Here is a 24,776-nt window from a genome sequence, read left to right as displayed (position 1 = left end):
TCCTATTTGTTTACACTCTCTACTTGTATCTTCTTGTTGAATAAGCCTTTTAAAAATCCACCTTGCTTGCCTTGCTTTTTAATAAAGTCTTTAGGGAGTAAATCCTCGATAATCGGGGCAAGGGCTTCATTTATCTGTTTTTGATAAATACTCATTTCATTAATAAACGTTCCTTTGTATTGGGACTCAAAAATATCCTTTGAAGGAAAAGCGGGTATTAATGATTTTATATTTTCGGTATAAAGGTCTTGAATCACATCATATTTCATAATGCTAGAATCAAAACGATTCCCGATTAATGAACTTTTTTTATCTTGCAGGACTTTACGGAAGAATGATGTTAATTGATTATCAGGGTCTTCGAGGAACTGAATATTACTTATATCCGGCTCGATAATAAAGTAAGCATTGGTTGCAATATCATAAATATCTTGGTAAATTTCTTGATGCCAATCGGTACCCACATCAAGAATAGTTACGGTAGATGGGGAAGCAAGTAATATCTTCACGTACACATCAAAAGGAATTTCCTTCATTCTGTATATAGGCTCATTCGCTGGATGCTTGACAACAAGATTAATATCATCAAGTGTCCAATCAAACACGCTAGGTTTTTTCGGGTCAATTTCCTTAGTGAATTGATAAAACTTACTACGATAATCAGGATTTAACTCATGGCCAATAAAACGGTCATAGGAATACGCAGGAGAATAGGGACTCTCAATGTAGGTGACTCCAACCCCCATATTCGCTATTTCCTTTGCAAGTAAGTGAGATACAAAGGTACTTCCAGATCGAGCAAATGGGCTACCAATTAAAACCAGCTTCTTTTCAACAGGAACCCCTACAACACGTTCAACTTGATTTAAAATCTGTACGTTGAAATCCCGCTTCACCACTTGCTTATTAACTACCTTTTGAACCACTTGTTTATTGACTACTTTTTGAACAACCACTTTCTCTTTAACTTCTTTTGTGGATTCTTTAGCAACTTCTTCCTCTTCCTCTTGGTTCCCTATTTCAAACAATTCTTCTGCTGATGTAGGTTGAATAGGGCTTGGGGAAGATGGTTGCATAGAAGAACGTTCAGATAAAAATTTAGAAACTCTCGAAAAACGAGGTCTATCTTTCAACTGCTCCACTAACTCTTGTGTGTTAATAGATTTGTTATGAAAAATGTCTAAGACATTTCGACTAACCAATTCAGCAAGAAACGAATCTTCTTTTTCCCTCTCACACAGAAACACGACACGTATTTCATCATCATATTCCATTCTGATTTTTTGGAAGAATGCCAGGAGTTCTTTTTCTTTATCTGACTCACTTTCCTTTGAACTAGCCAAATAATAATCGTGAACGATAAGGATTGCTGGTCGTTCATTTGCTACAATTTCTTCTAAATAATCTCTGTGCAGGACCTCATTGTCTATTACAACAAAATCATGCTCGTTAAGACGATTCCGTAATATTTGACTGAAGCCGCTATCACCTATTGCTAATAAAACTTTGTTCATCATTTTTCACTCCATATAAGTGATAAGGGTTTGGATATAAAATTATTAAAATTTGGGTTTTGATTAATTTATTAAGTTATTGAGTATTAAGGATAAAAAAAATACCCGAAACGCACACGAGTAATCTAGACATACTACGAATAGTAAGCTAGTTTCATGTTCATTTCGGGTATTTCCCGTTTAGAAGTATATTCTCTTTTGAAAGTACCCAGTGTTTCCGTCACTGAGTACCAAAAAACTTTTAGAAAGAGTGTTAACAATCGAGATTGCTAACACTAATAATATAGCATTATACATTTCTTTAGTCAACTATTCTATAGTTCTTATAAAAAGAAAAGAAAATATGATAAAGATTTCTAAACTCAAAAAGAAAGAGTGAAACAACTCTATTTAGCACTTTTCAAAAATCTAGTATTTTTTACTCTATTCCACGTTTATTCTGTCCAAGCTTGAATATCCTCATAATACTTGTCTAAGAAACCTTGAGTGTATGTTTCTTCTGAATACTCAACTACGGAATTATCTGTATATGAAAAAGGTTCCTCATTTATTGAAATTACAGAGACAGCTGGCATAAAGTTAGCATCCCAAGTAGAACCATCACTATAAGTATCCAATCCGTAAACATCCATCGCCCAAGTTCCGTCACTATTTTGTGTCTGAATAAACAACTTGGACTCCTGGGAATCAAATTTTATACCTTTAAAGTATTCTTCTGTTAGAATCCACTCAGATTCTTCATAATCCCGAATAAACTTTATCCGCTTAAACTGTTCGTCATAAGAATGATAAACCTCATAAAAAACTTGGTCATTATCAACTACTTTTCTAACTAATAAATCTTTCACATTACCCTGGTCTGGAGGACCATAAATAACTTGGTCTGTACTTTGATCAACCTTAAATTGTTGGTTCTCTAATACTATAATACCTCTCCCATCATCTTCAGCATCAAAATATTTTCCTACTGTCCCATCTGGATATAGAAATATTTGCCCCACTCTTACAGGTTCTCCTGAATCAAATGTAGCTTGTTGAAATGTTTTGAATCCCTTAGGGACATCAAAATACCTCAAAAGATACTCAGCTAAAAAGAAGGCAGCTAATACCCCTACAATAATTAGCTGTTTTTTAATTTTTTTCTTTGTATACCAGATAATAAACTTTTTTATAGTCTCCAAGATAGAATACTCCCTCTTATTTAACTTTTTCAAAGAAACGTGTAGCTACTTGATTCCAGTCTAGGATTTCCTCTTGATCAACACGATTTTGTAGTTGGTTATGCTTTATACCTAGTTAGAGTTACTTTTATGATTATTTTTGATTATTCGTTCAGTAATATATCCAACGATAAAACCAGTTATAACAGGAATAACCGAACCTCCTGCTTCAAATATTATCCCTTCGGATGGATTTTCTTTATAAAAATTCCAACTCAAAAATGAAATTTCAAATATGTTTCCTATTATGTATAAAATCCCTATTGATAAGAATGCCGCTAACAAAGGAAACCAAAATATTTTCTTTTTCACGGATAATACCTCCTTTTTTTACTCAACTATCTTAAAGCCCACTTGGTAACCATTGATTCATTCGTTTCATCCATAATAAAATCCGGTGCGACCTTCCTTTTTTCAGTAATTTCTAGTATCTCTTTAATGTCATCTCTACCATGATTTAAAACTTGACCTCTAATTGAATCAGAAACCGCACCTTCAAATAACGTAACTATTTCCTCGAGTTTTTCAATTGTTTTAGTGTAGCCAAGCGAGGTTATTGCGCTATCTTTCTTAGCATCCTCTAATATTACCCTTGTAGGAAATAAACACTCCGAAATGGCTAGTAACGCACAGAACCTAGTATCCGAACATCTAACAAAATCTAATAATAAACTTTTGGTTTCAAAAAACATTTCCTCACTAATATCTCCTCTGTTTAATGCAATTTCGAGGGGTTCTATTAACTTCATAGATAAATCCTTATACATTAAAGCAGATTCATCACTTATGTTTAAACACTCAAAAAGCTTATTGAAAGCTTCCATATAAACTTCTTTTTCTATTCTTCTCCCTTCCATAACAGGAGCTAATGTATATATAAAATCACTGGTATCATTTATAAAATCACCCAGGTTTAGGTGAAAGTCAACCAAACCCGATCTAATATGTGTTTCAGCCCTCCAAAGAGTGTACATAGTGTGGTAAATAGTTAGTGCTTTCTTAGACAAATCATAATCTGTTACAATTCTTCCGTTTTCCTCGACAACGATGAAATTCGTAAAATTGGTTGTAAAAAGCAAACCAAAAGGCCCATAATTATATGTTCCTACTAATCTATACCTTTTGTTGTCCAAAAGATAGATTGCACTCATCAATGTGATTTGACTAAGTTTCTTGTATTTTTTTATCGCTTCTAAATAACCTCCAGAAGCTGGCTCCATCACTGGAATTTTCATATATAGTTTCTCCTAACTCTTTATGTTTAGAGGTATTTTGACACATCGTTATTATCAATAATATCTAATACCATATCTTATATAAAAACAATCCCTATCGATTGATTCAATAGGGATTATCATTTAGGCTTAATTAATTCTTTTCCTCCAAGAAGGACACATTCATTCTTCTTATCTTTTCTTTATCTGGAGCAAAAAAGGATTTACCTAAACCTTCTGTATCAAATAATTCATCTACACATAACCACGCCGTAAAAGGAAACGTATCTAGCATTAGCTGCTCATGGACAAATTCAGCCATAGAGATAGTGGAGCAATAGATCACAAAGATGGGCATATTATTTGGAAAAGCGGTAATGGGAAAACTTTGATAGGCTTCATATACAGACTTCCATTGATGTAACTTATCACGTAAAAACCCAATAAAATTCTGTGACATTTGAGCTCTTTCAATAATGAAATTTACTCGGCCTCTTCCAGTTTCCAGTTCTGCTACCCCTAACGGCTTCTTGTATCTACGGTTATGAGCTACAATTCCATTCCAAGTCCAACCTTTAATTGCTTTGCTTTCCACTAAGAGACAGCGTAACTCATTCATCGCCACATAGCGTTGAAGAGTTTTCGCATTCTGATTATCCCATGTATTGGGGTTCATAAAATTTTGGTCATTATAGAAGTGTTTCAGTAGTTTAAATCCTCCGATACCTAGCGTAAAAGGAGCGGGTGGTTTAAATTCCTCAAACTCATCATTGTCCAATCGGCAATACCAACGGTCAACCATTGCATTTCTACGTAACCTATCCAATCGTTCGGATACCTCTGAACGTGACATTTTGGAACTAAGGTATCTTCGTAATTGGTCTTCATTGGCAGCAATCGCATCTCCAATCACTTTCAGAATCGTAATATCTAAATCATCAATTTGCCCTTGCTTATAACTTTTTAACACTTGCTCTACATTAAAATAAGGAAAGTAGGTTTTCGGCAATTTCTTATAGGCATACATGGAAGGGTGATCCCAAAATGGAATGTCCCCTTCCTTTGATAAGTAGTATTGTACTTCGGCTACTTGTGTTTCCATTATTCGAATAAGAAACTTCCAATATCGTTACGTTTTTTCTTTCCTTGCGGATAATCGACGATAACTACTTTCCCTTTGCGATTCTTAGCGTCAATTTCGCGAATACGGCATGAAACAATTTCCCCAGGTAGAGGCTCTTGTAAGTGTCTTGGCTTTAATGCTTTTAACCTTACCCCTTGTTCTAGGTTAACGAAAATACCATGAATCGGATGTACGCTATGAACACGACCTACTACAACTTCCATTTCTTTCATTTGCTCTAAAGTTTTAAACGGATCTTGCATGGTATCCTTACGAGATACTTGAACAATGTTTAGTTTTTCATCAAAGCGTAATACCTTAACCGGAATTTTCATTCCACGTTCAACAACCGTATTTACGTCAATGGAATTGTTCCAATCCCAATCGTACTTCAACATGAAGCAATCAGCACCATTTACACGAATGTGAATGCGTTCGTTTTTTTCATTTACACCCCATACAACACCTTCGAAAACTTCATTCTGCAATTCACCTTTTTTCTCAAGGTATTTGATCGTATTCCAGAAGTTCTCTTTGCTTAATTGGTCTGCCTTTTTAACAGATACAAGTGCTAGTTGGTGTTCTAAGTCTAAACGGATAATCATTAGATTTTGTATTGTACCTACGAAACCGTTAAGTGTTTTAAAGCTATGCTCACTAAATTCTGTAGCTGGGCAGTATGCTTTTACTCCACCTTCTAAACGGAAGATGGCTACCTCTGTTTCCTTTGATACCATACGTCCATTTTCTTGGGGAACTGGCATTGTTATAAATCCTACTGATTGCACCATTCCTTGTACTACTTCTTGATTACGATGAATTCTTGCTAATGTCTCTAATTCTTCTTGAGACCATGATTGTTTTGTTAATGTCTCCACAAAAAAATCCTCCTATTAATTATTTTTTGTTAATTACACTCTCTTTGTTTGTTTGTATATTTACCTAATAATCAGCTCGTGTACTGTCCATTCAACACAAAAAACCCCACAACAGCCTAGAGATTTATTCAAAAATAAATCTCTAAAACTAGTTGTGGGGTTCTCCCATTTATATATATTCTCTTGTAAGTTGAATAGATAACTAGATAAATATATACAAATTGTATCGTATTCCTCATATTCAGGCAAGTTTATTTTTTCTATAAACCTAAACCCTTATAAATCCTCGTCATTTACATAGGTGACAATTTCATTTAAAAAATCTTGTCCCTTTTTGTCCATCTTGCTTACTTTAGGTTGGTTAGGTGGTTGGTCTTGTTTCTTTTCATCATCTTCTTCAACCTGCTTTTCCTCTTTTTGAGGTAGCGGGGATTTTAGTTGCGATTGCCAATCCTCTAATGAAGATTGTTCCTCTTGCTGAACCCCCTTATCTTGTGGCTCATTTAGCTGTTTTTCCTCCACTGGAGGTGCAACTTTTTTCAATTCGATCGGTTTCGGTTCTTCTAGTAGAGCTGGTTCACCAACTAATCGAGGACCTTCTTCTTTAAGAGAAACCTTTACAGGTACTTCCTCTACCGTTACAGCCACTTCCTCATTTACGGTTGCTCTAGCAGTCCGTAACCTAGATGGTTTTGGTGGGGAAAAGACAATATCATCTTTCGGTAAATCTACGTGTCTTTGGGCTACCGTTTCCTCCACTTGCTTTTCATCTAATACATCATGCTTAGGTGCAGATGGCTTACTTTCCTCTTTCTTAGGAGAAACAACTTCATCTTCTTCTACGACAATTCCCTCTACGACAATTTCAACTTTCGACTTACCTTCTAAGAATAATTGACGATCTTCTAACCAAATGTCTGCTGCATCTTCATCAACTAAAATAGTCGCAGATTTAAATTCATCTTCCGGAACAAAGTTCGCCTGAATCTGCTGAACAGGCATCGGCTTATTATTCACTACGATCTTAACACTACATTGGAATGCTTCTTGGAAAATAACATCCCCCGCTGTCATCATTACATCTTTCTTTCGACTGAATGACGAACCGCTACGTGTCATAGGATTATCTTGTAAAGCTGATACCGATTGTTCCGTTGTGCTTTCCTCATATACATACTTCTCACCAAATATTTTACTGAAATATTCACTATCAAAGGACGGTAAATCTCCGTAAACCATACGATTTCTTAAAGTCCCAATTAAAGTATCCATATAGTATTCTCCGTATCTATCTGCTAATTGCGTAATGGTTTGGAGAATAATCGTTACGATAACTTTATATTTACGCGATTGGGCAGGGAACTCCCTGAATGGCTGATACAAGTAATCTGGCGCCTCATCCACCAAAATATGATGGAATGTTGATATGTTAGGAGGACGTCTGAATACGGCATTTTGTAAACTTAATAACACTATCTTCCCTAAAACGTTAGCAAGACCCGACAATTCCCCCTTACTAGAGTTGACCAACAATACCCCACCCGCTTCAAGGTGCTGATCAAAGTCGAAGTCACTCTTTCCGAATAGTACTCTACGAATCAATTTATTTGCTCCAATGTCATTTAGTACGTTACGGAGACCTTGAACAAACTCAGCTTTCGCATCATAATATTCTATTTCTCCACGATAAGGACCTGTTTGAACCTTAACAGGTATTTCCCCCTGTGGAGTACGCATTGTCTTGGGAACCAAGTTTACATCAAACCATTCGTCTATTTGTTTAACAATCTGCCAATGGTTACGTTCATCTCGTTCTTCTATATTTTCGTAATCTGCAGGAAAGGTTTTTTTCAACTTCTCGTGCATTTTACGAACTAATTGAGAGTTATTATACATATCTAAGAGCATATCGAATGTTACTTCTTTATCCGGCTCATGTAATTTTAAAAGATAAATATAATGCTTTAAATGTGTTCTTTGAGATTGCTGGAAGAACTCATTTGTTTCCCCACTTTCATTTAGTCCCTCAATTACAAGGGTAAACGTTTCTGCTACTTTATCAACTGGTCCCTTCATTGGATTAATGGAAGGAGTATTTGGATCAAGCGGATTGATATACGTAATACTCTTCTCTGGGATTCCATGTGCTTTGACTAACTTCAATGCCTTCTGACATAAATCATTGGAAGGCTCGATGATACTGATACCGTTTAGGTACATTCCTTTTACTTCTTCGGAATTATAATTTGGCTGTTTGGATATGGTTGGGTAATCGTTTATGAATCGAGTCATCCAATGTAAATCTTGATTGATCATTGGTAAACCAAGAGCAGCTGTTTTCCCCGAACCTATCGAACCTATAATTATAGAGTTTAAGGTTCTATCTCGCCCAGGTATTGTTACCATTTCTCCCGTTTCGGAACTTGCTCCCAATTCTATGTCTGGCCATATATCTGTTTTCTCAAATTTCGAGAATACTTGAATCCACTTCCCTTTGATTTCAAAGGTTGAAAAAGCTTCAATTAGTTCTTCTTGGTCTTTAGTGAACAAACCACCTAAAAATAAGAACAGCATTAATAAAGCTATAAGTGGTAACGACATAAGCAATAAGAAAAACTGGTCGGTGTTATGAATCAAAATTGCTTGCAAGGTCTTATTTTCGATATTGATTAAGTCTGCCCTCATAGAAAAGTAAGGGACTAGTTTGGTATAGGTTGCTGATGTGATTAACCATATATAGTTAAAAACAATCCCTAAAAACATGACGAAAAATTGAAACACTCTCCATTTCAGAGGCTTATAAAAAGCTACCCTTGTCGACAATAACCATGCTCCAATAAAGAATAGTACGACAAAGGCAAAGCCTAGAAACGTCGGATGAAGCGGGTCACCGAAAATAGTGAAGCTAAGTATCTCCCCTGTTGCCTGAGCCCTAAAAAGTAAAATCTCATTTACTAAGGATCTGCTCATCTGATAGAACGAATGGACGAAGAGAATCGTTGATACTAATAAAGGGAGTTTGGCTTTCCAATTAACGTCCTTTATCCAATGCCCTAACCGATTAACGAGATTTGTCATAGGTTGTAACCTCCATTCGATAAGGTGATGTTTGCTTGTAAAAAATAGGCTCTTTACCTACTGAAGAACCAACTGTCGGACCATCAATAAATAACACATTAGGGAATTCTGCCCCTAGTATGTCTGACTGGAGGGCTGTCTGACTGTCATACAGAACAATCATACGGTCAATCTTCTTTTGAAACGAGTTAAACTGAAAGGCAGACTTATAAAGAAAGTCTAGTTTATCCAGTGCTTGGACATATCCTTCTTCTAATACAAGGAACATCACCATTTCAGAAAACGAACCAGCTTGATTGGATAACTTATAAATACCATCTGCATGGTAGTAAAACGGAATAGAAGGAGGATAGAAGCTTTCTAGTTCTAATTCCGTAAACTGATACTCAAATGCAGGATTGTATTTTCCTAGTAGAGTTACAGCTGCTTCCACCTCTAAAAATTTCCTCCCCGCATCATAAGGACTTTGATTGATAAGGAGACGATAAGCAAAATCTGATGCTCTCGATAAGGACACGACATACACATCAAGGTTTGGAGTTTGAATATCCCTTGAATTGACTAAGGATTGTTTCATATTTCCAATGCGTCTATAACGGTCTGAATATGAATGACGAGATGGAAACGAATCATCCAATACTACAAATAACACGATATGGTTTTCTGTCTGACGCGAGTTGGCTAGCCTAATATATCCTTGCACTTTCTCTTGGATCATCTCCAATTTTTCCGTTCCTGTATCCAATTCAATGTTAAGGAAAGTATCACCCTTTTTCATAATCCAATCAGGAACGACATACTTCTTATCTGGAGAGTCAGCAGTCCCATCCAAATATGGGTAGTCATATGGTGAATAATCCTCTACCCCCTCTACCCCCTCACTTTTTAAACGAAGTAACGTCGAAATGACTACTTCTTGTGTAGCAAGATAGTGATCTAATTGGTTTGAACCAATTACTCTGTATTGGTCATAAAGTTTTGTGTCAGGCGTTATGTAACCACTCGATAAAAGAACTTCTTTTCCCTTAGTGCCTATACCGTAATAGTTATAACGAAATCCTTTTTGTCCAAGAGGATACACACGACGTTCCAATATGGAGTTCTCGGTAAGTTTAGAAAGCCTGTAGCAAAAGCTCTCATAATACAATCGGTCTTCTGCCCCTATCCAACGATACATTTGACTAGTAGTAAGCAATCTGCTTTTAAAAACCCTATATAGGAGGTCCAATTCGTACTCTTGAAAGGAAATACGTCTTCTGTTCGCTCCAATATAAAAATCCATCTATTCTCCCCCTCTATTTAGACAATAAAAAAACCACACCTAAAGAAAAGGATAGAGTTATCCCTTTAATCAGATGTGGGTATTTCCCATTTGGAATATAAGATTTTCTCACTCATTATAGCATGTATTACCCTTAAACTAAATAGTGAAAAACCGAATAATTATTCAACAATATACAGAAAAACGAGGATTAGTTAGGGTGCAAATAAGTAGGTGAAAATGGGGAAAACTGTGGGTAAAAGAGAATTGCTTTTTAGGGGGAATATTTGGGTTGGATTTAAGGCTAAAAAGGACATAGAAATTCTATAATACTTACGGTTCTTTTCGAGCTTTGATCCTTTGATACATCTAGGTTTTAGTATGACAGTCCAGTAAGATACCCAAAGTAAGATACCTAGATATCTTACTTTGGGTATCTTACTTTGGGTATCTTAGTTTGGGATTTTTGGGTTAAAAGTTTCAAACCATCATCAACGGAAAAAACGAATAAAAAATGGTCAGTTTTGCACATTCACCTCCCCCCTCCCCTTCTAAAAATCTGGAATTATGGAACTCTGTCATTCTGTCATTGGGTTATTCAGTAATTTTAGTTTTTGAAAAAGAAGAGAGAGAGTTATAGACAAAAAGAAATCACTCCCTTTCCGTTCACTTCCCTTTTAATAGCCACAAAAATAAATTCATGAAATGTTAAAAGATGTTCCAGGAGCAAAAAAGGAATTTAATACCATATTGTTTTGATTGATCCCCCGATATTTTATATAAATCAAATGTACCATATAGATGGTACATAACTTTCGTTTTAAAACATAAATTTATAATAAACCTTGTTATATCAAGACTTTACTTTATGGTCCATATAGACGTACCACTATATTGGATAATTACAGCATTATGATAAAATTTTAGAAAAAATGAATTAAAATAATTGCTATAAATCTAGTATTTATCTATAATTAACTCATGGTACATATAAAGTTCCGTTTAAATGTTTCATAATGTATTAAGGTGGTGGACATATGTAATGCAAAATACTATAAAAAATGATTTTAGTGATTTTGAGTATAGTGCAGGAACATTAAAGTTTTTAAGGTCTAAACTTGATGAATTTACCATTAATGTATTTCGAATGATTGTTAAAGAGAACCAAATTAACAACGGACTTAAAGGACTTGTTAAAGGAAGAATAGAAAACTATCTTAGTTTAAGAAAAAGATATGACTCTGCCTTTCTCACTCTTGAATCACAAGGTTTTATTGAAAAACAAGAAGATGGCAATATGACACCCTATTTTGTAACTATTAGAGGCAGACAGTTAGCAACGTTATTAAGTGAAGAAAAAAAGAATAGAGAGGAGCAATAACATGAAATCATTTAATTCAAATGAAAATTTAGGAGTATTAAAGGCTTTATTATCAAAACATCTATCTTCTGACGAGGTAAGCAATGAGATAAGTCGTTTTCCTTCCCAAGCTATCATAGGTCTTGGACAAGGTGGGGGTCGAATTGCAGCTGAACTATCTCGATTCGGGTTTCCTACATTCTTACTTAATTCTTCTAAGTCTGACATGGAAGAACATAAGAATCTGATCCCTGAATCAAGAAGGATTGTAACAGCAAGTGCTGAGTTTCCAGAATTGGAAGGTACTGATAAAAACGCACAATTAGGATTTGAAATCGCAAAAGAAAATAAAGATAAATATCGTGATGTTGCAATAAGTGATGAAATTCAAAACTCTGAATTCATTTGGGTTTCAGTAAGTTTAGGTGGTGGAACAGGTAATGGAGCACTCAAAGTCGCTTTAACTTACCTTTCAAAAGTAAGAGAAAACAGAGCATTACCGAGTGGAAAAATACCTTTAGGTGTTATCTGTAGCTTACCTTCTTCTGACGAACGTGGTTCTTCATTTAGAAAAAACGCTTTAGCAGGAATTTCAGTACTTCAACAACTAATTAACGAAGGTAAAATCGGTACAGTATTAGTAATTGATAACGAAAAAATGAAAGATTATTATGCTAATAAGCCTTTGACTACTTATGGTGGCACACAAGTGGATGCTAAATCATATAGCAATATGGTTGTAGCAAGTACGTTAGCAGAAGTATCAAGTCTACCTCTTTTAGATGGCCGTTCCGTTTATGACAAAACAGAATTCTTAAATACACTATCAACACCAGGATGGTTATCTATCTCGAAAAATAATGCCGTTAAAGATGATGAAAATTTAGAAGTCGTAATAAATAATCTTTTTACAAACAATGAAGTGCTTGCAAATTATAAAATAGAAAATACTCTTGCAGGTGCGATAGCAGTTATGTACCCAGCTACGAAAAATATCTCACCTAAAATTGCAGATGATGTATTTAAGTATACTTCTGATTTATTAAACACAAAGGTCAACCTTTCAATTTCAAAGAATAGCAAAATTGATAACCTAACATTGTACGGATTGGCTGTATTACCTACGCCATCAGTTAGAATCCAACAGTTAAAAGAAGAGTTAGACCACTGGATTCAAATAGAAAAAGAACAAGAAGAAGCAAAAAAACAAGCAGCATCTGGTTTAGGATTAGATGAATTTAATGATTTCTTCTCTGGAAGTAACAAGAAGCCTTCGGCTAGAAGAAAAGTAACACTAGACGATTTCGATGATGAATTTGGTGATAACGATAAACCGGAAAATAAAGTGAAAGCTTCGGATCTTGATGATATTGATTTCTAAAATGTTAAAGAGGGCTTAGCTTAAAGACATACAAATATCAGGAGTAAAGATAGTAGGGATATCCCTACTATCTTTTTATCTATTATCATTTCCTCCACCCCAAATAGCTCTACCACCTGTATGAGATGTGTTATTATGAACTTCCTCATTTACTAATTGAAGCAATCCTGCTTTTTCGTGGTGATGCCATACATATCCTTCTGGGGTTTTTCCCATAAATAAATCCCCTAATTGCGAGTTGGTTAGACCTAATGCCTGGACTAATTCGGGATTATCTGTTGTCGCTTTATCTAAGGCTTCGTTTGCTAAACGAAAATGCACATCATCACTAGCTGAATAATACTCCTTTGGAATTACCACATTACATACTTCATCAAATACTGGGAATACACCTGTTTTTACACCATTCACTGTTTCAATCTCTTGCCAATTAAAAAGCACTCCAGTTTCAGGATGAACTGTATTAGCTAAATCCATGTTAATCGTTTCTATAAACTCTAGGTGTCCTATACCGCTAAAAATTTGATTAGCTTTAGCAAAAAAGTAGTTTTCTTCCTCTTCTGAAAAACCAAATAACTCCTTGAAAATATTTGAGCTTATTTCACTCTCTGCGCCTTCTTCTACTTCAACAAAAGGACTGTCTGACAATGGATCAACTAAAATATTAACTTCATTTTCATTTGTTGTATCCATTAAACCCTCGGACCCAACCTCGTCATTTATAGAATCCACCAACTCCATACCTACTCCCATTGGTGTAATACTAATAATAAATCTCGCTGCATTCCCCGGTGTAGGATTTGTTAGTAATTTGTAACCATGTTTAATTGAACCAAACACTAAACTTGTACCAATATTATTGCTACATTCCCCGCCTTACTCATAAATCCCCTCCGAACTGATAATCTATGATAATTCAATTATAAACATAGTACTATTGTTTAATCAGTTTCATTCAATTTCAATAAAATTTTTGAATCAGATAGTATTATCACTTCCAATCATTCAGTTGATTAGAAATTCACAATCAAAAACACTAAATATAAATATTTATTAAGATTATGAATCACTATAAATGGATATAATATAAAAACAAATAACTAGCAATCAATAGCACTTTCTATAAATCACAATCATTATCAATATTACATTGATTTATCAATACCAATAAAATTTAATATCTATAAATTAATAGTAATCATAATCATTATAAATAATTTGTTTACATATCAAGATTAATAAATTCCAATCATTATCAATATATAGATTTTTTGGTTTGTAGAGTGATTATTAAGAGAAAACTCTTGAATTCGCAAGTTTTGTGACCAATAATAGAAATAATAAATGAAATTGTTTAAAAGGTAGGTGAGAATTTAATGAATACTAATAATAAACCGATCATAGATGCTGAAGAATTTACAGTAAATGATATTAATAAAAAAATTGAAGATATGACCATAGCAGAGGAAATAAGTTATATTTTTCAAGAAGACCCTTTGTATCAGGTGATAGAAGAAGAAGGGTTAACGAAAGAACTAATTCCAGAAGCCTTATTATCAGAGCTTAATCGTAAAAATCAATATACCATTGCTGAAGCTGCTGAACGATTAGGAAGAAAGGATTACCAAATTCGGAATATCATTCAGCGTAATGGTTTAGAGGAATATGTTCAAATTACTCAGGCAGGGAAATTATATCGACTAGATTATAAAGGGATTTACCGTTTATACATGATATTCTTGCTACAAGACCAACTTGGAAAAAGACCAGTTGATATTGCTAGCTTAGTCGGAGTAATGCCCGAAACAGTAAAAGAGGCAGATTCTAAACCACCTGTACGAAAAGGGATTACTTCACTTGCTCCTGCTGTTGTTTCAGAGCAACTTGAAAGTATGGAAAAGCAGTTAGATGGAATGGAAAATCAAATGATGAATATGTTCCTATATATGCAATTAGTCCGGGAGCAAGATTACAGAAGGCAATCATATGAGAAGGCAATTAGTGATGTGTCCAGTTGGGAAAAAGAAATGGAAAACGTAAATCACTTAATTGAATTGCATGAATCGATCGTGCATATGGCAAAAGAAGAACTGTATGTTTTAAAGAGGAATGTTACCGACGTAGTAAAAGGAGTTAATCAAAGTTTTAAAGAGGTAGCTGAATCGCAGTCAAAAATGTATAGTCAAGTTAAACAGGATACGGAAACTAGTGGATTCTTTGCAAAGATATTTAGTAAAAGAAAAGCACAATCGGATGAATATAAAGTCGTATTTAAAGAAGTAGATGTGTCTATCGAAGAACCGAAAAACAGTCTTGCCATAAAACAAAGTGAGCTGGAAAAATTAAAAGCAAGTAGATCAACGTTAGAGAAACAAAAAACACTCATACATGAACGTAAAGAGAAGGCCAAGAGAGATTATGTAGAATTGGAAAATAAAATCAAGCAAGAGAAACAAAAGATGCTTCAAGGTACAAACAATCCTTCTATCAAGCTCTTTCTGGAACAAACTTCATTATCAAATGAATCAACCATATTAGGCGCAGGAATGAATGTCGAAAATAATAATGATTAAATCACTTGCAAAAAGTGTAAAGTTTATTATATAATGTTTATAAATAAATCAAGGGGTGATTGCAATGTTAAGTCTTTTTAAAAAGGAAACGGTTAAGAAAATTGATAAAGCAGCTGTCGTATTAGCTTTTATCGGTTTGATTAATGCCTTTGTGATCACTGTAATCTCTAATATCTAAGTATCAATCAATCATCATCATTTATCATAACCGTTGGGGGCTCCCAGCGGTTTTTTTCTTTTTGATTAATAATGATTGATAGTAGTAATAAAAGAGATACCGTTTTACAGCTTTTATTGGACGATCAGAAGTAATAAAAACAAGAAACCCCTCTGCCTGGGGCAAAGGGGGATGCTTGTGGATTTGGATTATTTTTAGGAATAGCTAAAAATAATATTATTTAATTTGTAATAATAATATACCATATAAAACTATTGGATTCAACAATTATTAATCATTATTTATAAAACTAATTTTCATATGTTTATTCTCAAATTCACTTCGGAAATTAATAGCAGTTTTAATGCTACCCCCATAAATGACGAATTTTATCAAAATTTAGTATTGCTATCTTTAAAATTCATGTGATAACATAAAAGTGGGTTTTGGATTATCTAAAGATGACATATTGCTATATTTATAGCTATCAGTCTATCTTTATGGGTATTGTATTTGTCGTACCCTAAAAGAGATGATAAGCGTAATTGATGTAGTTATATGTGATATTTAGAGGGAATAGTATTTTTGTACCCTTTTTTAGAATCCAAAATTAACCAATAAGAGAAAGGTAAAAATTATTCATTATTACAACGATAAAAATTAAAAAATTACATAAAAAAAAGTTCCTCTGAACACTACACACACTCAGAAGGAACACCCCAAAACAAAACGTATTATATTCAATACCTATTTTAGCATAAGTATAAATAAAAAGACAATATGCAAAGTGGGTAACCTAAGAGAAATATAGATAAAAATTAGAGATAAACGGTAAGTAAGTGTTTAGGTTTCACTGGGGTGTACTTCTAGTGCAGTGTTAGGAAGGATACTTTTGTGGATCTTGCTGCTAAACTTAACCGTTTTTTGTTTGCTCATTTTTTGCAAAAGTATTGATATGTATGTTGGTATTTTTTAAAATCCCGCCTACAGACCTTCTTTAAAAACAGAGGAAAAACTATGGGTTGTTATGTACCCAAAAAAATTCATCTGAAAGAGAAGGGGTTAGCAAGGCGCATGATACAAAATCAAAGCATTCAAAGTCAAGAAAATAGCCAATTTGATGTAACAAAAATATCCGGAATTGTTGTATCTACTGATTTTCTAGATGCACTTTTTAATATTGAAAAGAAATACCACTTAGATATGAGATATTCATTACATAAAAACGAAACTCATCCTCGGAAACTTCACCATGTCTTGAAAAGCGATTTAATAACGGCTCTTGCTTTGCATTTATCCTGTAACACTGCAGGAGTTATTCGTGAAGTAACGTTATATCGTTTGTATCGAGAAAGAGTATCAAAAATTTTCCCAATATCCTTTCAGGAATTTCTTTACTCCATCGAAAAATTTGAATTAAACGAACTTATAGGGAAAACGAAAAATCCGTATACCAATCGTATTTCCATTAATATTAATTACTTCGTTAATGCAGAAAAATCAACGGAAAAGCCGATTCCCCTCCGCTATATTACAGTGAATCCTTCTGTCATTTTATCGAAGGAATTTCTTAAACTTTCTGTCTCTCATTGGAAGGTTTATTTCGGACTGATCTGGAGAGCTGGTAGCAACAAAAATTACAACCATAGAGTACTGTTCGATAAAGTTGTGGAAGAAGGTAAATCATTGCATCAAGGTGGATTAAAGCAATTTCTACTGAAACAACAAAACTCTGATGTACGGAAAGTAATTTACGACTTAGTGACTATATCAATTGGAGAGCATGGTCCACTAATACTTCACACTGAAAAAGATAATTTGATGGATAAAAAGTTTAACCGTTGGCATGAAGCGAACTATAGGTTAAATCCTAACTATCATACTTATAAAAAAGAGGGCGAAAAGGTTCGTTTTCCTTTAGAACCAATAGAAACATATACGCGCCAAGCAAATTATATACAAAATGCAATGGAAAAAGAGGGAATAGGGGAGCTTGCTACTACGGAATTAAAAGGCCAATACAATGGCAGCTTATACCGTAACATTGTTTATATCCTAAAAGACCAATCACGTAAAATGATTAACCATGCTATTTTTAAATTGAAAGAATATTGGAAAGAAACAGGTGTGTTACCGTATGACTTAGAAAACTTCGTGAAAAGGTCAATACGTTATATAAGAGAAGCAGAATACACCAAGATTATACGTGAAGAAGGTTTATACGATTATCTAGTGTACGGTTATAAAAATGGTGCTCAACGTGATCAGCGTGTTTTTGACTTTATTAATTATATGAGTCGATATAGCATTCGTGAATTTAGATTTATGTGTAAAGAAGGTTCTGAAGTACTTGATAGATGGTTTACTGAGAAAGGCTTAGGAGAAGGGTACCGTTATTATAAAGAATTAGATTTTGTCCCAGGAATAAGAGCATTTAGAAAATTAGCGTCCGAGTTAAAAGTAGATGTAGAAGCTTATGAAAATCTCGAAGAACGTATTCTTGAAACAATAAACAAAGTGAATCCTTCTGAATATGCAGGTATCCTTAACATGTTTAGAGGAAGATTAGAAAACCTCCCTAAAGTAAAGGAAATCAAGCCAGCAACATACTATGGCTTTAAATTAGAGGCTTTCTTAACTACTCAATATAACAACTTTAAAGAACGCACAAGAAACGCTTGGAAGTATGCACAGGTCAAATATACCGAAAATGAAGTAGAAGCCTAATAATCGAAAAAAATACCAATCCAAGAGGTTTATTTGTTATGCCCTTTAAATCTACACATTTTTAAGGAAAACGAATTTTTTAAAAATGAGCAGATGTGGGGTAGCTTTTCTTTGGTCTAACTCATAAAAATATAGAAAGATATTTGTGGATATAGTTAGTAATCTTAGTAGTGTTAATAAACCGGGCAATTTTATAGAAAAGTAGAATTTTTGTAAAAATCACCATTTCATAAAAATATAGAATTTTAAATGTTGAAAATGTTTATATAGTGAGTAGTGTGTATGAAAAGTGGACAAAAAAAGGCATTTTGTGAATAAAGTGTGCATAAAAAGAGGGAATTATTAACCTTTTGGAGAACTTAAAAATTGGGAAAATATGTGTAAAAAAACTTAAATATCTTAACAGGTTCTTTAAGTTACGTTCCATATTTATAAGAGAAACCACAACTTTATGCTATAATTTTATGAGTAAGGCACTTTAAACCGTTGATATGACTGAACGATTTGAAACCTATAAGACGTTCCCTTCTTTAAAAGGTTTTGTTTTTAAAAGTTTTATTTTCTTAAATATATATAAATACAATTAAACATTAGGTGATAATTATGCCGATTCATTTTGGTGAATATCTAAAAAGTAATAAATTTACCGAAGAAACAATCGACTCATACTTAAAAACATTAAATATGTTTAACTCCTACTTAAAAGATAAATACAAAAGAACCGTTGAAGCATTTGAAATACTTCCAAGCGACATTAAAGGGTTCCTTAATATGAAACTTGAAAATGGGAATAGCATTCATACCATTAATAAGCATTTAGGGATATTAAAAAAATACTTCGACTATCTTTGGCAGAAAGACATAGTAAAAGTAGATCCAGCTGTAAAAATTAAACGGATTAAAACAGAAAAAAATAGTCCTAAACAAATGAGTTATGAAAAACTGTTAGAGATTAAACCGAAGGTACTAGCCAATCCATCTTATAAATTACAAACTAAAGTAATATATATATTAGCGATGAGAGGATTAAAGGTATCAGAGTTTCACTTTAAAAAATCAGATGTTATGGACTTAGGAAATAAGGTCATAATCGAAACCAAAAGAAAATCCACTAATTTAAAGCGAACTATTGAATTAGAAGGGATTGAAGCAGAATTATTTGTTGCACACTATATAGATTCTCAGTTCACTACTTCCGATTATGTTTTTACAACCAAAAAGCATGATACAGGGCTATTGGAGCCTATTTCATCCGAAATACTTTCACTTAATATATGTATGATTAGAGATGATTATGATTTACCTAACCCTTTTCCATTAAGTGAATTCCGAATGCTCTACACCAACTATTTACGCACGAATAAAAACTATTCGATTGAACAACTTGCAGAGGAATTAGGAATTGAAAAATCTTGGGCCAGTATTCTAGTGAAAGATTTAATTGAAAGATACGAAGGTCAATAGTATAATAAAAAGTATCAATTAAATATCGTATATAAATGGGAAATACCCAAAAATAGTGATTGATAGAACGGGATAAGTCTATCTATCTAGCTATTTTTGGGTATTTTTTGTATGTAAAGGGGGTAAAAATCAAAGTGAATTCTTCAACTATATTTAGAAATCAAACTACCAATAAAGCATTAAAGACATTAGTAACTGCAACCTTATTAGGTTCTGGAGACTTATATCCAAAAGATAAGGAAAGGCTGTTATTTTTTCAGTTTGAAAGGAGTAAATATTCTTTTTTAAACAATTATATCCTTTCATATGGTCTACAAGAGGTTGTCAAAATGGATTTTTTAAAACAACAAGCATTTATCATTTTGAAGGATCACGAACTCTATCAAGACGTATTAGATTGGTATGATGGTCAAACGAAACGCTTTGTCCCTTCGAATCATTCCATTTCTTATGAAGAAATTATGCTGTTTGTCATTGTTTTTGGGAAAAGACGATTAGAATCTATAACAGTAGAAACGACACTCGATAAAGATTCATTGGGTTCGTTTGCTTATGTCATTGAGAAAAAACTAAAAATCTCGGTTATACCTGATAAACTGAAATTGAAAATCCATGACGTTATTTCATTGTTTATGAATGGATTGAAAACATTAGGTATGTTGGAGTGTACTGAATTAGCAAATTTCTTAAATGAACAAGATAAACGAACAATATCGAATGGAGTGAAAGAATATGCACAAATATGTTAAAGGAATTTTGGGGTTATCTCTTAGTACCTCACTTTTCTTAACAGGATGCAACAATGATAAATTTGCAAAACAGGCTCAAGAACAAATTGCTGAAAATGAACAACTAAAAGAGGAACAGAAAGCTTCTGAGGAAGAGCAAAGAGATAAGGCTAGTGATATTTACAAAGAGATGGAAAAGCCATTAGATGAAGTTGTAAAGGACAATGAGCTAGACCAACGGGGAGGACAAGTAATGGATGCTATACCTATGAAGGATAGCTATACAGACCCGAATGAGTTAGCTCTACGAATTGGGAAGGAATTATTCGAGTTTAATACTGGAATAAGCGATGCCGATCAGTATTATGAGTTTTTATCAAAACATGCTTCTACTACATTTAAACAAGAATGGATACCAAATGAAAAAGAGGGCAAAGTGTTCTTACACAACATACAAGAAGTGTTAAAAGAGCAAAAGACACATGCTGTAAAGTTTATTGTAACACAAGTGGAATTAAACCCTGCTGGCGATGAAGGTAACTTTTATCGAAAAGAAACACTTAATACTGAGGAAGAAACCTATTATATTACTACAATCGTAAAAGAAAACGGAAGTTGGAAATTACAAGATGATAGTCCATCTCCACCTTTCGAAGAAGAAATAGGGGGAATAGAAAATGAGTCAACAAGCACAGAAAACTGATAACCAAGCTCAGCTTACGGAAAAACGCTTAAAGGATTTATTCGAACATAACCATGATTTTAAAGCTGATTTTTTAGGAGTATTTAATTTTTACAGCCAGAAATTTTATCGTGTTATTAAAAATGAGGAAGATAAAAGAAAATTTGATGAAGCGTTCTTTGAAGCGACTAAAAGTCAATTTTATAATGGGTATTACCTTACTAGAGAAATTATGTTAGATGAGAATTCAAACTTTCCGGATGAATTTTTCACCCAGCCAATAGGCTATCTAACCGAGGAAATACCGCATATTCTCCGACAAGCTTTGCAAGATAGTGTAAATGAAGTAATTAGAACAGAATTAACCCAAAAATTTATAATGTGGCTATTGCAAAACTTTGAAGATGTATATGATCTAATCAAACAAACCATATTTGATATTGCGTGTTTAGGGGCTCGTCAGGCATTTTTAGATACGAAAGAGGATAAGGGACTACAATCCACTTCTGAACCAGTAGAAGGGTGGTTATCGAACTTAAACGATATAGAGTTTTTAACACCTCAAGTGTTTTTAACTCCTATCGTTAAAAATGAGTTAGCTGAGTCCTGGGAGCTACATTATTGGTCCTCATTGAACAATAGTAGCAAAGCAGGAGATGTAACGATTTTAAAAATAAAGAATGAAGAGAAGGAAACCTATCTAATAAATATCGGTCTACATCAATCCCTTTATGAAACGGAAAGACAACGGATATCTGAATATATTTTAAGCTCGATTGCTAATCGAAATAACATTGGATTTGAATTTATAGCACCAAATATAGCAGTAATTGAAGATTATTATTTCTTTACGGAATAAACAAAAAAACCCTATCTTAAGAAAATACACTAAGATAGGGTTTAATTTTTAATTTTGTAATTCTCCAGTTTCAAGAATATTTATTAGTCTAGCTAATGACTTACTAGTTAATTGGGAACGCTTATAAACCCCCTTTTCATCAAAATGCTCGATATAGCCTTCAATTTTTCCTTTGCCTACATCAATTCTTCTGATTCTCATACCAGTGTTATCATCATCAAGTAACTCCATTGTCACGTTTAGTCGCATTTTTTTCACCCTATAATTTATTATTAGTACGTAATGCGTATTAAATAAATTCAGTTTGTCTATAATGGCTAAAGCAAAAGTAGGTTAAAAGGTGGCCACCTTCTACATAGCAAAACGACAAACTCACGCGTGAGAATCCTTTATCTGTTGACGAACAGTTCTATTGACGAATAGACAAAGGGGGGTTAGCTGAAAAGTTTAATACTTTTCGGCTTTTTGTCGTGTCTTAATACGCAATAGATGTCATCCTTGTTCATCGTTTCGAATTGTACATTAAGCACACTCTGAACATGGTCTTGGTTCTTCAATATCTCCATATCCTTCTTTATCGTAAACCCATTCAATTCCTGTTCCATCACATACATGACACATAGTAAAACCTCCTAATATTCGTATTTGACACCAAGTTATCAGCTGTAAATATTCTTTAATGTTCGGTATTGTTAATCCACTATTGGGTCTACTATGTCATATTGGTTTATTCTAAATCCCCTACTGGATTACTTCGCATATATCCTTTTTTGGCATGGAAAAGCGTCATCTGATTGCTGATGGTATTACTCTCGAATAATTCATTAATGTAAGTTGTAACCGCTAATGATGCCATTTTATTGACAATTAGCCTTTGGGGTTCACTTGCGACAATATTGCTGCAAGCTACTTGAGAAGGTGCAATTTCATCTTTGTCCTCTAATATATCCGGAAACACTTCAGAGACTGGCTTTAATATGGTTTTACCATCCATCTTCAAACCACAAACAACCTGCCCGCTCCAACCCGAACTATTAAAGGTTTCTAATTCTTCCTCTGTCCAATCTTGCTTAGGACGAGAAGGATAGTCTTTTGGAACATTGACACTTTCATTCCCAACATCAATATAAAGACAACGGCCAGCTTTTTCAAAGAATTGGTGCATAATCTGCCTTGTGTAATTGTTATCCACCGCGCCTATAATAACGGGTAAATACAACGTATCATAAGAGTATCCGATTCTTTGATAATCTGTGTTAAACAAACTCATTAGGGATTCAACATCTTCAATGTAATCCTTCGAATAAGAAGCAATATCGACCTGATAAGCAGCACGATATCGTCTTGCCAGTACATCAGCTTTCTTTTTACCGACTTCACTTTCTAAAAATAATTGATTTTTTAGGTTATGAGGTTCAATTATGTCGGGATCTGCTATCAAATACTGCCCTTTAATTTGAAAAATCGAAAATAATTGGGCGATTTGAGAAACAAGGTTCGAGCCCGTCGCACCCGTACCAACCTGAACAACAAAAGGATAAAGTTTTTGATTATATCTCGTTAGTTTTATACTCATTTTTATACTACCTCCACGACACTTAAATCATATTTTTCAGATGGTACATGAACAAAAGGATTTTCGAATATAAGCCAGGGATCGATTGGAATATATTTTTGATTTTCCTTATTAAATGTTCTACAAGTAATTCTAGGAAAGAAGTGGTCAATATTCCCAACAATAGCAAATAAAATAGGAGACTGCTCATTTTCATCATCTAGTGAGCTAGGGAAAGGGTCCATAGTATGGTGGGAATGGATTTCCATTACCTTTCCACATCTTTTATCTAAAATCTTATTGCTAGTTGTAAAACCATCCTCAATTCTTTCTGCCCAATATTTATGAACAATTTGCTCTGGAATCAACATAAAGAAGTCCTTTGAATCAAAATCGAAATAAATATCGGCGTGTACCTCTGTACCATGTTCATCTGAAAAGTGTTTTGATATTGAAATAAACTCTGTTAGTAATGAGAAGGGGATTTTACGATTAATAACAAAAGAAGAGTCCTCAGACTCTTCTCCGTTACCATTTTCAAGGTTTGCACCTTTTTTCTTCGCTTGTAAGATAGGCAATACAATGTTTTTCTTTTTGATGTAAACCATTGTAGTCATACCGCTAACAAGCTCCGCAAAATCATTCTCCATACGCTTTCTTAAAGCTTCCTCGTCAACTTTCTTCATTTCGGTTTCGCCATCTTTTTTCTGAGTAGGAATACCTTCTGTTAATTCCTCAACAGTAAAGTAATCTGTAATGGCGATTTCTTGACCGAAATACTTAATAGTAGTCTGATCGTTGACTTCAAACTTATCTCCACCACCTGAAGAAGTATTATTACTTGAAGTAGTAGATGAAGATTTTTTTGATTCAGCTGCTCTTTTTTGAGCTTCAGCAATTTTCTTCTTCATTTCCTCTTCTTCACGCTTCTTCTTTTCTGCATACTCGTCCTCGATTCCAAAAAGTGAAAAGATATCTGTTTGTTCGATTGATTTAGTCATG

At 33.9% G+C, this 24,776-nt stretch carries 20 protein-coding genes; 8 read left to right on the top strand and 12 right to left on the bottom strand.

Features of this window, described 5'->3' with window-relative positions; translation table 11 throughout:
• Nucleotides 1-2: 2 nt before the first annotated feature.
• The 8 genes from AC4GZ8_RS19470 to AC4GZ8_RS19435 all read right to left on the bottom strand — a co-directional run bounded on the left by AC4GZ8_RS19470 (nt 3) and on the right by AC4GZ8_RS19435 (nt 10,309).
• Entirely contained in the window at nt 3-1,514 is a 1,512-nt protein-coding gene (locus AC4GZ8_RS19470; RefSeq protein WP_491083564.1) for a hypothetical protein, read from the bottom strand.
• A 434-nt stretch (nt 1,515-1,948) separates the two neighbouring features.
• A complete protein-coding gene (locus AC4GZ8_RS19465; RefSeq protein WP_491083563.1) occupies nt 1,949-2,695 on the bottom strand; it encodes a hypothetical protein in 747 nt (248 codons plus the stop codon).
• Between the two features lie 111 nt (nt 2,696-2,806).
• A complete protein-coding gene (locus tag AC4GZ8_RS19460; RefSeq protein WP_491083562.1) occupies nt 2,807-3,046 on the bottom strand; it encodes a hypothetical protein in 240 nt (79 codons plus the stop codon).
• Nucleotides 3,047-3,072: 26 nt separating this feature from the next.
• Nucleotides 3,073-3,969, bottom strand: coding sequence for a hypothetical protein (locus AC4GZ8_RS19455; protein ID WP_491083561.1), 897 nt, complete (start codon nt 3,967-3,969; stop codon nt 3,073-3,075).
• 133 nt (nt 3,970-4,102) lie between these two features.
• Nucleotides 4,103-5,050: a hypothetical protein gene (locus AC4GZ8_RS19450; protein ID WP_491083560.1), complete on the bottom strand. Its 948-nt coding sequence runs from the start codon at nt 5,048-5,050 to the stop codon at nt 4,103-4,105.
• Complete coding sequence (locus AC4GZ8_RS19445; RefSeq protein ID WP_491083559.1) at nt 5,050-5,949, bottom strand: S1 RNA-binding domain-containing protein; 900 nt, start codon at nt 5,947-5,949, stop codon at nt 5,050-5,052. Before AC4GZ8_RS19445 ends, AC4GZ8_RS19450 begins: the two co-directional genes overlap by 1 nt.
• Nucleotides 5,950-6,225: 276 nt before the next feature.
• Nucleotides 6,226-9,027, bottom strand: coding sequence for a type IV secretory system conjugative DNA transfer family protein (locus AC4GZ8_RS19440; RefSeq protein WP_491083558.1), 2,802 nt, complete (start codon nt 9,025-9,027; stop codon nt 6,226-6,228).
• Entirely contained in the window at nt 9,011-10,309 is a 1,299-nt protein-coding gene (locus tag AC4GZ8_RS19435; RefSeq protein WP_491083557.1) for a replication-relaxation family protein, read from the bottom strand. The genes AC4GZ8_RS19440 and AC4GZ8_RS19435 overlap by 17 nt, the downstream gene beginning before the upstream one ends.
• Nucleotides 10,310-11,330: 1,021 nt before the next feature.
• Here AC4GZ8_RS19435 and AC4GZ8_RS19430 point away from each other — a divergent pair.
• Both AC4GZ8_RS19430 and AC4GZ8_RS19425 read left to right on the top strand, forming a co-directional pair.
• The gene (locus tag AC4GZ8_RS19430; protein WP_491083556.1) at nt 11,331-11,669 is read left to right on the top strand and encodes a hypothetical protein; all 339 of its coding nucleotides are present in this window, start codon (nt 11,331-11,333) and stop codon (nt 11,667-11,669) included.
• A 1-nt stretch (nt 11,670) separates the two neighbouring features.
• A complete protein-coding gene (locus AC4GZ8_RS19425) occupies nt 11,671-13,029 on the top strand; it encodes an FtsZ/tubulin family protein (protein ID WP_491083555.1) in 1,359 nt (452 codons plus the stop codon).
• Nucleotides 13,030-13,104: 75 nt separating this feature from the next.
• Here the strand turns inward: AC4GZ8_RS19425 and AC4GZ8_RS19420 are convergent, their stop codons facing one another.
• Complete coding sequence (locus tag AC4GZ8_RS19420) at nt 13,105-13,869, bottom strand: HNH endonuclease (protein WP_491083554.1); 765 nt, start codon at nt 13,867-13,869, stop codon at nt 13,105-13,107.
• Between the two features lie 536 nt (nt 13,870-14,405).
• On the opposite strand from AC4GZ8_RS19420, the gene AC4GZ8_RS19415 reads away from it, so the two are divergent.
• From AC4GZ8_RS19415 to AC4GZ8_RS19390, 6 genes are all read left to right on the top strand, one after another.
• Nucleotides 14,406-15,602: a hypothetical protein gene (locus AC4GZ8_RS19415; protein WP_491083553.1), complete on the top strand. Its 1,197-nt coding sequence runs from the start codon at nt 14,406-14,408 to the stop codon at nt 15,600-15,602.
• A gap of 1,231 nt (nt 15,603-16,833) precedes the next feature.
• Nucleotides 16,834-18,486, top strand: a complete 1,653-nt coding sequence (locus AC4GZ8_RS19410; protein ID WP_491083552.1) for a hypothetical protein — start codon at nt 16,834-16,836, stop codon at nt 18,484-18,486.
• 603 nt (nt 18,487-19,089) lie between these two features.
• On the top strand, nt 19,090-19,950 hold the full coding sequence (locus tag AC4GZ8_RS19405) for a site-specific integrase (RefSeq protein WP_491083551.1): 861 nt from the start codon (nt 19,090-19,092) through the stop codon (nt 19,948-19,950).
• Between the two features lie 134 nt (nt 19,951-20,084).
• Entirely contained in the window at nt 20,085-20,699 is a 615-nt protein-coding gene (locus tag AC4GZ8_RS19400; RefSeq protein WP_491083550.1) for a hypothetical protein, read from the top strand.
• Nucleotides 20,683-21,381 carry a hypothetical protein gene (locus AC4GZ8_RS19395; protein ID WP_491083549.1) on the top strand — a complete coding sequence of 233 codons (699 nt, stop codon included), beginning with the start codon at nt 20,683-20,685 and terminating at the stop codon, nt 21,379-21,381. Before AC4GZ8_RS19400 ends, AC4GZ8_RS19395 begins: the two co-directional genes overlap by 17 nt.
• Nucleotides 21,356-22,219, top strand: coding sequence for a hypothetical protein (locus AC4GZ8_RS19390; RefSeq protein WP_491083548.1), 864 nt, complete (start codon nt 21,356-21,358; stop codon nt 22,217-22,219). Before AC4GZ8_RS19395 ends, AC4GZ8_RS19390 begins: the two co-directional genes overlap by 26 nt.
• Before the next feature lie 48 nt (nt 22,220-22,267).
• On the opposite strand, the gene AC4GZ8_RS19385 is transcribed toward AC4GZ8_RS19390, so the two are convergent.
• The 3 genes from AC4GZ8_RS19385 to AC4GZ8_RS19375 form a co-directional block, all read right to left on the bottom strand.
• Nucleotides 22,268-22,468 (bottom strand): hypothetical protein, encoded by a 201-nt coding sequence (locus AC4GZ8_RS19385; protein WP_491083547.1) that lies wholly within the window; start codon nt 22,466-22,468, stop codon nt 22,268-22,270.
• Between the two features lie 478 nt (nt 22,469-22,946).
• Nucleotides 22,947-23,795 (bottom strand): ThiF family adenylyltransferase, encoded by an 849-nt coding sequence (locus tag AC4GZ8_RS19380; protein ID WP_491083546.1) that lies wholly within the window; start codon nt 23,793-23,795, stop codon nt 22,947-22,949.
• Nucleotides 23,796-23,797: 2 nt separating this feature from the next.
• A complete protein-coding gene (locus AC4GZ8_RS19375; RefSeq protein WP_491083545.1) occupies nt 23,798-24,775 on the bottom strand; it encodes a hypothetical protein in 978 nt (325 codons plus the stop codon).
• Nucleotide 24,776: the final 1 nt, after the last annotated feature.

Source organism: Metabacillus sp. RB-C-LZQ-3-1 (assembly GCF_058315175.1).
Note: the sequence above shows the minus strand (reverse complement) of the source record. Positions and strands in the feature narration are given on the sequence as shown.

Coding starts and splice junctions, on each gene's coding strand:
- AC4GZ8_RS19440 (WP_491083558.1), bottom strand. CDS start 9,027: ATGACAAATCTCGTTAATCGGTTAGGGCATTGGATAAAGGACGTTAAT.
- AC4GZ8_RS19385 (WP_491083547.1), bottom strand. CDS start 22,468: ATGCGACTAAACGTGACAATGGAGTTACTTGATGATGATAACACTGGT.
- AC4GZ8_RS19455 (WP_491083561.1), bottom strand. CDS start 3,969: ATGAAAATTCCAGTGATGGAGCCAGCTTCTGGAGGTTATTTAGAAGCG.
- AC4GZ8_RS19470 (WP_491083564.1), bottom strand. CDS start 1,514: ATGAACAAAGTTTTATTAGCAATAGGTGATAGCGGCTTCAGTCAAATA.
- AC4GZ8_RS19425 (WP_491083555.1), top strand. CDS start 11,671: ATGAAATCATTTAATTCAAATGAAAATTTAGGAGTATTAAAGGCTTTA.
- AC4GZ8_RS19415 (WP_491083553.1), top strand. CDS start 14,406: ATGAATACTAATAATAAACCGATCATAGATGCTGAAGAATTTACAGTA.
- AC4GZ8_RS19395 (WP_491083549.1), top strand. CDS start 20,683: ATGCACAAATATGTTAAAGGAATTTTGGGGTTATCTCTTAGTACCTCA.
- AC4GZ8_RS19410 (WP_491083552.1), top strand. CDS start 16,834: ATGATACAAAATCAAAGCATTCAAAGTCAAGAAAATAGCCAATTTGAT.
- AC4GZ8_RS19380 (WP_491083546.1), bottom strand. CDS start 23,795: ATGAGTATAAAACTAACGAGATATAATCAAAAACTTTATCCTTTTGTT.
- AC4GZ8_RS19405 (WP_491083551.1), top strand. CDS start 19,090: ATGCCGATTCATTTTGGTGAATATCTAAAAAGTAATAAATTTACCGAA.
- AC4GZ8_RS19430 (WP_491083556.1), top strand. CDS start 11,331: ATGCAAAATACTATAAAAAATGATTTTAGTGATTTTGAGTATAGTGCA.
- AC4GZ8_RS19375 (WP_491083545.1), bottom strand. CDS start 24,775: ATGACTAAATCAATCGAACAAACAGATATCTTTTCACTTTTTGGAATC.
- AC4GZ8_RS19450 (WP_491083560.1), bottom strand. CDS start 5,050: ATGGAAACACAAGTAGCCGAAGTACAATACTACTTATCAAAGGAAGGG.
- AC4GZ8_RS19390 (WP_491083548.1), top strand. CDS start 21,356: ATGAGTCAACAAGCACAGAAAACTGATAACCAAGCTCAGCTTACGGAA.
- AC4GZ8_RS19435 (WP_491083557.1), bottom strand. CDS start 10,309: ATGGATTTTTATATTGGAGCGAACAGAAGACGTATTTCCTTTCAAGAG.